At 75.0% G+C, this 12,198-nt stretch carries 11 protein-coding genes; 5 read left to right on the forward strand and 6 right to left on the reverse strand.

Features of this window, described 5'->3' with window-relative positions:
• Positions 1-84 precede the first annotated feature (84 nt).
• Together ABZ449_RS06955 and ABZ449_RS06960 are read left to right on the forward strand one after the other, a co-directional pair.
• A complete protein-coding gene (locus tag ABZ449_RS06955) occupies positions 85-915 on the forward strand; it encodes an SAM-dependent methyltransferase (RefSeq protein ID WP_360341410.1) in 831 nt (276 codons plus the stop codon).
• Between the two features lie 113 nt (positions 916-1,028).
• A complete protein-coding gene (locus ABZ449_RS06960) occupies positions 1,029-1,250 on the forward strand; it encodes a hypothetical protein (protein WP_360341413.1) in 222 nt (73 codons plus the stop codon).
• 18 nt (positions 1,251-1,268) lie between these two features.
• On the opposite strand, the gene ABZ449_RS06965 is transcribed toward ABZ449_RS06960, so the two are convergent.
• The 3 genes from ABZ449_RS06965 to ABZ449_RS06975 form a co-directional block, all read right to left on the reverse strand.
• Positions 1,269-1,946 carry a response regulator transcription factor gene (locus tag ABZ449_RS06965; protein WP_360341416.1) on the reverse strand — a complete coding sequence of 226 codons (678 nt, stop codon included), beginning with the start codon at positions 1,944-1,946 and terminating at the stop codon, positions 1,269-1,271.
• On the reverse strand, positions 1,943-3,313 hold the full coding sequence (locus ABZ449_RS06970; protein ID WP_360341419.1) for a sensor histidine kinase: 1,371 nt from the start codon (positions 3,311-3,313) through the stop codon (positions 1,943-1,945). Before ABZ449_RS06970 ends, ABZ449_RS06965 begins: the two co-directional genes overlap by 4 nt.
• Before the next feature lie 273 nt (positions 3,314-3,586).
• Positions 3,587-5,791 (reverse strand): MMPL family transporter, encoded by a 2,205-nt coding sequence (locus ABZ449_RS06975; RefSeq protein ID WP_360341422.1) that lies wholly within the window; start codon positions 5,789-5,791, stop codon positions 3,587-3,589.
• 399 nt (positions 5,792-6,190) lie between these two features.
• Between ABZ449_RS06975 and ABZ449_RS06980 the strand changes: the two genes are divergently transcribed.
• Genes ABZ449_RS06980 through ABZ449_RS06990 form a run of 3 tightly spaced genes read left to right on the forward strand, consistent with a single transcriptional unit; the run spans position 6,191 to position 9,386 of the window.
• Positions 6,191-7,315, forward strand: coding sequence for a DegT/DnrJ/EryC1/StrS family aminotransferase (locus tag ABZ449_RS06980; RefSeq protein WP_360341425.1), 1,125 nt, complete (start codon positions 6,191-6,193; stop codon positions 7,313-7,315).
• A 22-nt stretch (positions 7,316-7,337) separates the two neighbouring features.
• A complete protein-coding gene (locus ABZ449_RS06985; protein WP_360341428.1) occupies positions 7,338-8,282 on the forward strand; it encodes an NAD-dependent epimerase/dehydratase family protein in 945 nt (314 codons plus the stop codon).
• 12 nt (positions 8,283-8,294) lie between these two features.
• Positions 8,295-9,386: a hypothetical protein gene (locus tag ABZ449_RS06990; RefSeq protein WP_360341431.1), complete on the forward strand. Its 1,092-nt coding sequence runs from the start codon at positions 8,295-8,297 to the stop codon at positions 9,384-9,386.
• 65 nt (positions 9,387-9,451) lie between these two features.
• Here ABZ449_RS06990 and ABZ449_RS06995 read toward each other — a convergent pair whose 3' ends face one another.
• The 3 genes from ABZ449_RS06995 to ABZ449_RS07005 form a co-directional block, all read right to left on the reverse strand.
• Entirely contained in the window at positions 9,452-10,123 is a 672-nt protein-coding gene (locus tag ABZ449_RS06995) for a polysaccharide deacetylase family protein (RefSeq protein WP_360341639.1), read from the reverse strand.
• A 176-nt stretch (positions 10,124-10,299) separates the two neighbouring features.
• A complete protein-coding gene (locus tag ABZ449_RS07000; RefSeq protein ID WP_360341434.1) occupies positions 10,300-11,196 on the reverse strand; it encodes an SDR family NAD(P)-dependent oxidoreductase in 897 nt (298 codons plus the stop codon).
• A gap of 78 nt (positions 11,197-11,274) precedes the next feature.
• Complete coding sequence (locus ABZ449_RS07005) at positions 11,275-12,162, reverse strand: DMT family transporter (protein WP_360341437.1); 888 nt, start codon at positions 12,160-12,162, stop codon at positions 11,275-11,277.
• Positions 12,163-12,198: the final 36 nt, after the last annotated feature.

A 12,198-nucleotide genomic window follows, 5' to 3' on the forward strand; every position in this document is an offset into this window, starting at 1 on the left:
GGGCCGTGACCTGGGCTTTAGGCTGTCCGCCAGCAGGGCCGCGAGTGGATCGTCAGTGGCGCCCGGACGAAGGAGACGGCAGTCGTGGGATACGAGAACATGTGGGAGTCCGGCGAGGCCGGCATCCCGGCCGACCTGCGGCCCGACGTGCCGCACCCGGCCCGGATGTACGACTACTACCTCGGCGGCAAGGACAACTTCCCCGCCGACCGCGCCGCCGCCGAGAAGGCGCTCGCCGCCAACCCGGAGTTCCGCTCCACCGCCGTCGCCAACCGCGGGTTCCTCACCCGCGCGGTGCGGTGCGTCGCCGACCTCGGCGTCGACCAGTTCCTCGACATCGGCACCGGCATCCCGACGGCCGGCAACACCCACGAGATCGCCCAGGCGGCCAGACCCGGCGCGCGGGTCGTCTACGTGGACAACGACCCGATCGTGCTCACCCACGCCCGCGCCCTGATGGCCGGCTCGGGCCCCGGCCGCACCACCGTCATCCAGGCCGACCTGCGCGAGCCCGCCGCCCTGCTGGACGCCGTCCGGGCGGTGGAGCTGCTCGACTTCTCCCGCCCGGTCGGACTCGTCCTCGCCGCCGTCCTCCACTTCCTGCGGGACGAGGACCGGCCCCACCGGGCCCTCACCGCCGTGCTGGACGCCCTGCCCGCCGGCAGCCACCTGGTCCTCTCGCACGGCACCGCCGACTTCATCCCGTCCGAGATCCGCGACCGGGTCACCGGCGTCTACGACAAGGCCACCGCACCCCTCGTCGGCCGCTCCCGCGAGGAGGTCCGGGCCTTCTTCGACGGCCTCGACCTGCTCGACCCGGGCGTGACCACCGTCCCCCTCTGGCGCCCCGACACCGCCCCGGGCCCCGGCGCCGACCGCGTCAGCATGTACGGCGGGGTGGCCCGCAAGCCCTGACGGCGACGACGCGGACGAGGCGCGCCGGCCGGACACCACGTCGCCGGCCGGTCCACGGATTCAACCCACTGGTCCAGACCACGTTGAACAGGGCGGGCCCGTTCGATGAGGGCGTGGGGCGCGAGCTGATGGAGCACCTGACGGACCGCTACGCGCGCTGCCGGTTCTTCCTGCTCTCCACCGACCACGAGTCCACCCAGGAGGGCGTGCGGAACCACGCCTTCTACCGTTCGCTGGGCTTCCTCTCCTACGACTACGACGAGAAGGAGATGTCCGCCTTCGGGCTCCCCCGGGTCCGCCCACCGCGCCCGGGCGCGGAGCGGGCCCGGGTCTGAGGGGAACCCTCGGGGCACTCAGACCTGGCGGCCGGGCGGGACGAGGCCGGTCTGGTAAGCGATGGCGACGAGCTGGGCGCGGTCGCGGGCGTCGAGCTTGGACATCGCCCGGTGGACGTGGGTGCGGACGGTGAACGGGCTGACGAACATCCGCTCGGCGATCTCCTCGTTGGTGAGGCCGGTGGCGGCCATCGACATCACCTCCCGCTCACGGGCGGTGAGGACGGCCAGCCGCTCACTCGTGGAGGCCGCGGAGGCCGGTTCGGGCTGGGCCAGGAACTGGTCGATCACGGCCCGGGTGGCGGCCGGCGACAGCAGTGCCTCGCCCGCCGCGACGGTGCGGACGGCGGCGAGCAGCTCCTTCGGGTCGGCGCCCTTGCCGAGGAAGCCGCCGGCGCCCGCGCGCAGCGCCTGGGCCACGTACTCGTCGATCTCGAAGGTGGTGAGGATGAGCACCCGGGTGCCGGACAGCTCCTCGTCGCCGCAGATCTCGGCGGTGGCGCCGAGGCCGTCGACGCCGGGCATCCGGATGTCCATCAGCACGACGTCGGGCTTGGTGGCCCGGGCGAGCGCGACGGCCTCCCGGCCGTCGGCGGCCTCGCCGACCACCTCCATGTCCTCCTCCGCGTCGATCAGCAGGCGGAAGGCCCCGCGCAGCAGGGCCTGGTCGTCGGCGAGCAGTACCCGGATGGTCATGCGTGGTCACTCTCCTCTCGAACGGCGTCGTCCGCTCGGGCGGCGCCGTCCTGTCCTTCGGCTGGTGTCGGACGATCGGTGTGGGAGGTACGGGCGGCGCGCACGGCCCTGGCGGCCCGGGCGACGTCGGCGGCGGTGAAGGCGCCGGCGGCCTCGGGGCCGTCGTCGCGGGCGCCGGTGCGCAGCGGCAGTTCCGCGGTGACCAGGAAGCCGCCGTCGGGCCGCCGGTCGGCGCTGAGCCGGCCACCGACCGCGCCGGCCCGCTCGCGCATGCCGATCAGTCCGAAGCCGCCCTCGGTCGGCGGGTGCTGAGGCAGGGGGACGGCACGGGGTCGGCCGGTCGCGGTCGGGCGGCCGTTGGCGACGCTGACCGCGACCCGGCTGCCGCTGTAGGCGAGGGTGATCTCGGCGTCGGCGCCGTGGGCGTGCTTGGCCACGTTGGTCAGCGACTCCTGGACGATCCGGAAGGCGGTGAGGTCCACGCCGGGCGACAGCGGGCGGGCCTCGCCGTCGACGGTGAACCGGACCGGCAGGCCGGCCCGCTCGAAGGTGTTGATCAGCTCGGGCAGCCGGTCGAGGCCGGGGGCGGGTTCGAGCGGGGCGCGCTCCTCGGCGCGGCGCAGCAGTCCGACGGTGGCGCGCAGTTCCTGCAGGGCCGAGCCGGTGGCGTCGGTGATGTGGCTGAGCACCTCGCGGGCCTGGACGGGGTGGTTGTCCATGAGGTGGACGGCGATGCCGGCCTGGGCGTTGGCGAGGGCGATGTGGTGGGCGACGACGTCGTGCAGGTCGCGGGCGATCCGGATGCGCTCGTCGGCGACCCGTCGACGGGCCTCCTCCTCGCGGGTGCGCTCGGCGCGCTCGGCGCGTTCCTCGATGGCCGCGAGGTGGGCGCGGCGGTTGCGGATGGAGTCGCCGAGGGCGCCGGGCAGCAGGGCCCAGGCCAGGACGCTGATCCGTTCGCCGACCGGGCCGCCGGGGCCGAACAACAGGGCGATCCCGGTGAGCAGGACGGCGGTGATGACCGAGGCCCGCAGGGCGGTGGCGCGGTCGGTGCGGACGGCGAGGAAGTAGAGCGCGAGCAGCAGCGGGGTGGCCAGCATCGGGGTGAGCCGGGGGCTGCTCCAGGCGAGCACCATGGTGCAGAGCAGCGTGACGGCGACCACCGCGCGCGGCCAGCGGCGGTGGAAGAACACGGCGACGGCCGCGATGAGCGCGATGCCACAGGTCGTCGGGTCGGCTCGGACGAACCGCCCGGCGGTCTGGTCGGTGGTGGCGCCGAGGGCGGTGACCGTGATCAGGGCCACGCCTCCGGCGGCGTCGAGCAGCCGGGGGTGGTCGCGGCGCAGGCGCTGCCAGGTGTCGCTCATGGTCGTGCTCTCCGGTCGGGGACGCTGGCCGTGCCCGCTCCCGGGCAGCTCCGGTTCGTGCCGCGCCGGCCCCCGGTGGGGACGTGGCGGGCCGCCTCGGGGCCTCCGCGCGCGCGGTGGGCCCCGACAGCAACGGTAACGGTTGGGCTCGAACCGGTGTCCGAGCCGGACGGCACCGGCCCGGCCCCGGCGTGGTGCCGGCGTGGTGCCGAGGCCGGGCCGGGGCGCAGCCCGCCCTGGCCCGGACGGAGCCGGGCCAGGGCTGGCAGCGGCCTAGACGGTGACCGACTCCCGGGCCTGGACCGACTCGGGGGCACTGGTCTCCAGCTTGCTGCCCTCGACGTCCACGTCGGGTATCAGGCGGTCGAGCCAGCGCGGCAGCCACCAGGCGCGACGGCCGAGCAGGGCGAGGACGGCCGGGACGATGGTCATCCGGACGATGAAGGCGTCGAAGGCGACCGCCGCGGCGAGGCCCAGACCCATCATCTTGATCATCGGCTCGCTCATCCCGATGAAGCCCGCGAAGACGGCGATCATGATGAACGCGGCCGCGGTGACCACCCGGGCGTTGTGTCGGAAGCCGGTGACGATCGCCTCGCCGGGCTGCTCGCCGTGGACGAAGCCCTCACGGATCCGGGTGACCAGGAACACCTCGTAGTCCATGGCGAGGCCGAAGACCACACCGATCATGAAGATCGGCATCATGCTCATCACCGGGCCGGTCTGCTCCACGCCGATCAGGTCGGCCAGCCAGCCCCACTGGAAGACCGCGACGACGGCGCCGAGCGCGGCGACCACCGACAGCAGGAAGCCGAGGGCCGCCTTCAGCGGGACGAGGACCGAGCGGAAGACCACCATCAGCAGGAGGACGGCAAGGCCGACGACCACCGCGAGGTAGGGCAGCAGCGCGTCGGACATCTTCTGCGAGACGTCGATGTTCATCGCCGTGGTGCCGCTGACCAGGACCGTCGCACCGGTGGCCGTCTTCAGACCGGCCGCGTCGTCGCGGATGGCGTGCACGATGTCCTTGGTCTCGGCCTCGCTCGGGCCGGTCGCCGGGACGGCGTTGAGCAGCGCCGTGTCGCCCGCCTGGTTGAACATCGGCGGCGTCACCGCGACGACCCCGGGCAGGCCGGAGACCTTCTTGGCGACCTCGTTCGCGGCGGCCTTCGGGTCGGCGACGCCCTTGGCGTCCACCAGGACCGTCAGCGGACCGTTGAAACCGGGGCCGAAGCCCTCGGAGAGCAGGTCGTAGGCGCGGCGCTGGGTGGTGGAGGTGGGCTTGGACTCGTCCCCCGGCAGGCCGAGCCGCAGGTCGAGCGCCGGAGCGGCGAGCACCCCGAGGCCGATCACGCCGCCGAGCAGCACCGCGAACGGGCGGCGCAGGATGAAGCGGGCCCAGCGGGCACCGCCGTTCTCCTTCTTCGCGGCCGGGGCGGCCTCGCCCCGGGCCTTGCGGGCCTTGCGGGGCAGCACCTTGCGGCCGAGGAAGCCGAGCAGCGCGGGAACCAGGGTGAGGGCGATCACCACGGCGATGACGACCGTCCCGGCGGCGGCCAAGCCCATCTTGGCCAGGATCGGGATGCCGACCACCGACAGGCCGGCGAGCGCGATCACCACGGTGAGGCCGGCGAAGACCACCGCGGACCCGGCGGTGCCGACGGCCCGGCCCGCCGCCTCCTCGGGCGTCCGGCCCTCGGCGAGCTCGGCGCGGTAGCGGGAGACGATGAACACCGCGTAGTCGATGCCGACCGCGAGGCCGAGCATCATCGCGAGCGTTCCGGTGGTGGTGGAGAGCCCGAGCGTGCTGCCGAGCGCGGTGATCAGCGCCATGCCGAGGCCGACGCCGACGATCGCCGTGAGCAGCGGCAGGCCGGCCGCGACCAGCGAGCCGAAGGTGATCACCAGGACGACGGCGGACAGCGCCATGCCGATCGCCTCGCTGCTGCCGCCCGCCTCGGGCTTGGCCATCAGCGCGGTGCCGCCGATCTCGACCTTGAGCCCGGCGTCCCGGCCGTGCTGGGCGGCCCGCTCCAGGGTCTCGGTGGCGGGCTCGGACACCTCGCCGGCCTTGGCGGCGTAGCTCACCGTGGCGTAGGCGGTGGTGCCGTCCTGGGAGACGGCGCCCTGCATCTTGAACGGGTCCACCGCGCCGGTGACCTGCTCGGTGCCGGCGAGCTCGCCGACCGTCCGCTCGACCGCCTGCCGGTTGGGCTCGGCGGTGATCTTCTGGCCGGAGGGGGCAACGAACACCAGGCGCGCCGAGGCCCCGTCGGCATGGCCGCCGGGGAAGCGCTCGTTCATCAGGTCGAAGGCCTTCTGCGCTTCCGTGCCGGGCATCGCGAAGCCGTCGTCGGGTGCGGCGGGCGCCTTGGCCGCCAGGACTCCGACGGCTGCCAGCACGGCGACCCAGAGGAAGGTCACCAGCCGGCGCCGGACGAAGGCCCACCGGCCCAGACGGTAGAGGAACGTGGCCACGGGAGAGCGGACTCCTTCGGATGAGGTTCTCGGAGACGGTCGGAACGGTCGGGGACGGGACGCGCCACTGCGGGCCGGGCGTCCTGGTGGACGCGGTCCGCCGCAGCATGACCCATCCTTGATCGCCGACCCCCGTTCCGTCGTCGTCCCTGCGCAGGCCGTTTGCGTACTGCGGACGCAGTAGTGCCCTCCCCCGCACGGAGGAGCGCACGCCCTGCACCGGAAGTAGGTCCCGGACCTGCGGCGGAGCCCGATCAGGTCACCCGCGCGGGCGGCGACGACGGGCTGCGGACCGGTGGGCGAAGTAGCGTGATGTGCCTGACCCGTCCGCTGACGTGCGGTTCGGGAGGATCCGACCCGATCGGTGCTGTTTCCGCAGCCCGCCGCCGGAGGTGCCCCATGGGCGTTCCAGCCGCCCGCATCGTGTTCGACGAGAGCGACCGCGCGGCGGTCGCCGAAGCGGTGACCGAGATGCTCACCACCGGCGCGCTCACCCTCGGTCCGTGGACCGAGCGCTTCGAGCAGGCCTTCGCCGCCGAGCACGGCGCCTCGCACGCCGTCGCGGTGAGCAGCGGCACGGCGGCGCTGGAGGTGATCCTTCGCAGCGTCGACGTCCGGGGCCGCGACGTGGTGGTCCCCGCCGTCACCTTCTACGCGACCGCCGGCGCGGTGGTGCACGCGGGCGGGCGGCCGGTCTTCGCCGACGTCGACCCGGCCACCCTCGCGCTCTCCCCCGAGTCCCTGGAGGCGGCGCTCACCCCGGACACCGCCGCCGTCGTCCTGGTGCACATCGGAGGGCTGGTCGGCCCGCGGGTCGACGCCGTGCGCGCGCTGTGCGACCGGCGCGGCATCCCGCTGGTCGAGGACGCCGCGCACGCCCACGGCAGCAGCTTCGACGGGCGCGCCGCCGGCACCTTCGGCCTGGCCGGGGCCTTCTCCTTCTACCCGACCAAGGTCACCACCAGCGGCGAGGGCGGGATGATCCTCACCGAGTCACCGGAGCTGCGCGACGAGGCCCGGATCTACCGCGACCAGGGCAAGGGCTCCTTCACCACCAACCACCACCTGAAGCTCGGCTACTCCTGGCGGATGAGCGAGCCGCACGCCGCGATCGGCGCGGTGCACCTGCGCCGGCTCAAGGAGTTCATCGAGACCCGCCGGGCCGTCGCCCGCCGCTACGACGCGGCGCTGGCCGGGCTGGACGGCCTGGACCCGGTGACCGAACCGCCCGGCTGCCGCGGCAACTACTACAAGTACGTGGCACTGCTGCCGCCCGGAGTCGACCGCGCGGAGTTCAAGCGGGCGGCGGCCGAGGAGCACGGGGTGCGGCTGTCCGGCGAGGTCTACGACCTGCCGCTGCACCTCCAGCCGGTGTTCGCCCCGTACCGGCGCGGGCCGCTGCCCGTGGCCGAGGACGTCTGCGCCCGGCAGGTCTGCCTGCCGGTGCACTCCGACATGACCGAGGACGAGACGGAGCAGGTGATCGACGCCGTCTCCGCGGTGTACCGGCGACTGGCCGGGTAGCCGGAGCGAAGGGAGCAAGATCGTGCGGATAGCCGTCACCGGGGGCTGCGGGTTCATCGGCTCACACGTCGTGGACCACCTGATCGCGGCCGGCCACGACGTCCTCGCGGTGGACACCACCGACAAGTACCTCAACCCGGACGCCGAGCACGCGCGGCTCGACGTCCTCGACCTCAAGGCCCTCACCGCCGCGCTGGCCGGCAGCGAGGTGGTCTACCACCTGGCCGCCATGGCCGACGTCGAGCAGGTCAGCGCCGACCCGGTCCGCGCGGTGCGGACCAACATCGACGGCACCGAGGCCGTCCTGGAGGCAGCCCGGCGCAGCGGCCTGAGCCGCACGGTGCTGGCGAGCACCGTCTGGGTCTACGGCGCCGCCCTCACCGACGATCAACTCGACGGCGGTGAGCAGGAGTTGGACGAGCACGTGCCGATCGAGCTGGAGCACAGCGGACATCTGTACGTGGCCACCAAGCTCGCCGCCGAGATGCTGGTGCACAGCTACCGCGAGCTCTACGGGCAGCACTTCACCATCCTGCGCTACGGCATCCCGTACGGCCCCCGGATGCGGGACGAACTGGTCGTCGCCCGGTTCGTCCAGGCCGCGCTGGCCGGCCGGCCGATCACCATCGCCGGGGACGGCCGGCAGAGCCGCAACTTCGTCTACGTCGAGGACCTCGCCGACGCCCACGTCCGGGCCCTGTCCCCCGACGCCGAGGACCAGACCTTCGCGCTGGAGGGCTCGACGGCCGTCTCGGTGCGGGACATCGCCGACACGGTGGACGCCCTGCTGGGCCCCGTCACCATCGAGCACATCGACGGGCGGAAGGCCGACTACGCCGGGCGGCGGATCTCCTCGGCGCAGGCCAAGCGGCTGCTTGGGTGGTCACCGAGCACCAACTTCACCGACGGCGTGCGGCAGTACGCGGACTGGTACCGGGCCACCGTCGGCTCGGCCGCCGGCGCCTGACGGGGCCGCCCGATGCCGCACGCCCTCCTGGTCTCCGGCTCGCTCGGGCAGGGCCACGACGTGATGGCGCAGGCCTGCGCCGACACCCTGCGGGAACGCGGCTGGAGCACCCGCACCGTCGACGCCATGGCCCTGCTCGGGCAGCGCTCGGGCGCGGCCGGGGAGGCCGTGTTCCGCCGGCTGCTCGACCTGCCCGGGGTCTACGACGCCTTCCACTTCTCGGCGCTGCGGCCCGGCGCCCGGATCGCCCTGCTCGCCGACGCGGCGGCCCGCAGCAGGCTGGTCCCGGCGTTGCGGGGGCTGATCGCGGCGCAGCGGCCGCAGCTGGTGGTCTCGGTGTTCGCCACCGCGACCTCGGCGGTCAACCGGCTGCTGCGGCAGGCGCCGGAGCGGGAGTTCCGGCACTTCGTGTTCTGCACCGACGTGACGCCGCACCGGCTCTGGGTGCAGGAGGGGACGGACCTGTTCCTGGTCACCTCGGAGGTCGCCGCATGCGCGGTGCGGCGCTACCGGCCGGACGCCGACATCGCCGTCGTGCCGGCGCCACTGCGGCAGCCGTTCTACCAGCCGCCGGAACGGGCCGCGGCGCGCGCGGAACTGGGCGTGCCGGCGGGCGCCGCGTGCGTCCTGCTGATGTCGGGCTCCTGGGGGCTCGGCCCGCTCGCCCGCACCGCCGCCTCGCTGGCCGCCGCCGGACCGCACGTCCTCGCGGTGGCCGGGCACAACCGGGAACTGGAGCGCCGGCTGCGGGCCGCCGCGCGCCGGGAGCCCCGGCTGCACCCCTTCGGCTACACCGACCGCGTCCCCGCGCTGATGGCCGCCGCCGACCTGGTGGTCACCAGCTCGGGCGACACCTGCAGCGAGGCCAGGGCGCTGGGCCGACGGCTGCTGCTCCTCGACGTGGTGCAGGGACACGGGCGCGACAACCTCCAGCACGAACTGGAACTCGGGCACGCCGACGTCGCCACCGCCCACCCCGCCGAGGTCGTCCGCAACGCCCTCGCCGCGCTCCGCCGCCCCGAGCCCGCGCCGTCCGCCGGCGCGACGCCGGCGGCCTGGCAGTCGGGGTTCGGGGCGGCGCTGCGGCGGGTGGGCCTGGGGTGACCGGGGCGGGCGGGGCCTTCACGCCCCCGGGACGGTCGACCTGTCGTGGTCCCGCGACGCGCCCGTCACACCGGACGGGTCCGGCCCCACGGCGGCGGCACCCGGTGGTCACGGAGGGGGCCGAGGGTGAGGCGGTGGGTGCGGCAGTGTGCGGCGATCAGGGGGAGGGCGGCGAGGGTGGCGCGCCAGGAGCCGGGGGCGGAGGTGCAGTCGGAGTCGTGCAGCAGGAGGGTGGCGCCGCCGGTGAGGCCCGGACGGGCGGTCGCGTAGACGGATTCGCCGGTGGCCTGCGCCGTCCAGTCCCGGCCCCAGGCCGTCCACAGCACGGTGCGCAGGCCGAGACGGCGGGCGGCCAGGGCCGGGCCCGCGGTCAGGACGCCGTACGGGGGGCGGTACCAGAGCGGACGGGCGCCGCAGAGTCCGGCCACGGCCTCGGCGGCGCGGCGCAGTTCGCGCAGGTCGCGGACGGGGGCCGGGTACCACTGCTGCCGGTGGTGCCAGCCGTGGACGGCCACCTCGTGGCCGCGCAGCACCAGCTCGCGGCCGAGCGCGGGGGCCCGCTCCAGCATCGCGCCGAGCAGGAAGAAGGTGGCGCGGGCACCGAGTTCGTCCAGCGCGTCGAGGACGTACGGGGTGCTGCGCGGATCGGGGCCGTCGTCGAAGGTCAGGGCGACGTGGCCCGGTGCGGTGCCGTGACCGGCCGTGCGGCGGGCCAGGGTGCGGCGCAGCGGCGGCAGGCGGACGGCGGCCGGGGCGAGGTGCAGGAACTCGGCCCCCGCGGCGACGGCGAGGGCCGCGGCGGCGGGCGTCCACGGGCGGCGGGCGACGACGGGCGTCCCCGGGCGGCGGGCGACGACGGGCACCCACGGGCGGCGGGCGACGACGGGCGTCCCCGGGCGGCGGGCGGCGGCGCTCACCCGAAGCGCGAGGCCATCCGGCGGAACACACCCGGGGCCACCCCGTGGATGCGGGCCGGGAAGCCGAGCCAGTGCGGGACGTAGAGCCGGTCGCGCTCCGTGGTGATGGTCGCGACCACGACGTCCGCGACCCGCTCCGCCGGGACCGGGCGCGGGCGCTCGCGCTGGTACGGCGTGCCGCGCCGGTCGAAGAACGGGGTGTCCACCGCCCCCGGGAGGACCAGGCGCACCCCCACCCCGGTGCCGCGCAGTTCGTACCAGAGGCTCTCCGCGAACATCGTCAGCCCGCCCTTGGTGGCGGCGTACCCCGACTCGTCCCGGACGCCGACCTGGCCGGCCATCGAGCCGAGCAGCACGATCCGGCCGTGGCGGCGTTCCAGCATGCCGGGCAGCAGGAGGCGGACCAGGCGCAGCGGGGCGGCGAGGTTGACCTCGATCATCCGGTCCAGGGTGTCGGAGGGCGTCCGCGCGTACGGGCCGCGCCAGCCCAGACCGGCGCTCGCGATCAGGGCGTCCACCCGGCCGGTCGTTGCCAGGGCGGCCTCCGCGAGGCGGGCCGGACCGTCCGGTTTGCTCAGGTCCTCGGGCAGGGCGCGGCCGCCGGTGCGGTCGGCGAGTTCGTCGAGGCGGGCGCGGTCGGTGCCGGAGAGCAGGGTGTGCCAGCCCGCGTCGGCCAGGCGGGTGGCGGTGGCGTGGCCGATCCCGGAGGAGGCACCGGTGATCAGCGCGACCGGGCGGTCGGCCGGGTCGGACCGGCCCTCCGGGGCCGCCGCGGTCTTCGGGGCCTTCGGGGCCGCCGCGGTGTTCGGGGCCGTGGGATCCGTCGAGTCCGTGGGGTCCTCGGGGTCCTTCGGGCCTGACCTCCGGGGTCGGGAGTGGGACTCCTCCGCCATCGGGCACCTGCCGCTCTGTGGCCGTGTCGCCGTCCGTTTTGTCCGGCAAGTCACCTTCGCATGACGGAGCCGTCCGGGCTACCGGGGCGGGACGGTGGGCTCCGCCTCGGTGTCCCGGTGCGGGGCGTACAGCTCGGCGGACTCGCCCTCCAGCTCGCCGAAGCGGGAGAGCACGAAGGTGCCGCCCACCGCGACCACGAAGCCGGTCAGCGCGCACCACTCGAAGCCGGGGCGCGCGGCATCGCCGAGCACCGTCACACCGATCAGCGCCGGACCGAAGGTCTCGGTCACCGTCCCGGCGGCGGTCGCGGCCGTGACCGTACCGCGCTGCAGGGCCAGGGCGTAGGCGAGGTAGCCGCCGAGGCCGCCGACGGCGAGGGCGTAGGCGGCGGGATCGGTGAGGACGGCGACCGGGCCGGAGGCGTCCAGAACCCGCACGGCCAGACTGGTCACCCCGAAGCCGACCCCGGCCAGCAGCCCCAGGCCGACCGCGGCCGCGTTGCCCTCCCGGCGCACCAGGACCACGGTGGCGAGCAGCATGACGGCGGTGGTGGCGAGCAGCGCCCAGTGGAAGGCGGGCGCGGCGTGGTCGCGGCCCTCCGGGCCGGAGCCGAGCGCCAGCAGGGTCAGACCGAGGACCACCGCGAGGATGCCCGCGAGATCACCCCGGCGCAGCCGCGCGCCCAGCAGCCGGACGGCGGCCACGGCGGTGACGGCCAGACTCGCGTTGGTGACGGCCTGGACGAGGAAGAGCGGGAGGGTGCGCAGGGCGACGATGCTCATCGCGAAGCCGACGATGTCCAGCAGCGTGCCGAGGATGAACTGCCAGGACCGCACCAGCGCGGCCAGCAGCCCCACCCGCACCCGGTCGGCGCGCGGGGCCGCCCGCGCCCCGCGCGCCTGGAAGACCGCCCCGAAGCCGAAGCAGACGGTCGCGACCAGCGCGGTGGTGAGTCCCAGCAGCATGCCTCTCCCTGCCTCGCGGGGCAGCGTCGATCCACC

Origin of the sequence: Kitasatospora sp. NPDC005856, from assembly GCF_040629945.1 — a bacterium.
Taxonomy (GTDB): domain Bacteria; phylum Actinomycetota; class Actinomycetes; order Streptomycetales; family Streptomycetaceae; genus Kitasatospora.

What these genes read in the sequence shown, in the direction of transcription:
- ABZ449_RS06965 (WP_360341416.1), bottom strand. Translation starts at nt 1,946, where the DNA reads ATGACCATCCGGGTACTGCTCGCCGACGACCAGGCCCTGCTGCGCGGG.
- ABZ449_RS06970 (WP_360341419.1), bottom strand. Translation starts at nt 3,313, where the DNA reads ATGAGCGACACCTGGCAGCGCCTGCGCCGCGACCACCCCCGGCTGCTC.
- ABZ449_RS06980 (WP_360341425.1), top strand. Translation starts at nt 6,191, where the DNA reads ATGGGCGTTCCAGCCGCCCGCATCGTGTTCGACGAGAGCGACCGCGCG.
- ABZ449_RS06990 (WP_360341431.1), top strand. Translation starts at nt 8,295, where the DNA reads ATGCCGCACGCCCTCCTGGTCTCCGGCTCGCTCGGGCAGGGCCACGAC.
- ABZ449_RS07000 (WP_360341434.1), bottom strand. Translation starts at nt 11,196, where the DNA reads ATGGCGGAGGAGTCCCACTCCCGACCCCGGAGGTCAGGCCCGAAGGAC.
- ABZ449_RS07005 (WP_360341437.1), bottom strand. Translation starts at nt 12,162, where the DNA reads ATGCTGCTGGGACTCACCACCGCGCTGGTCGCGACCGTCTGCTTCGGC.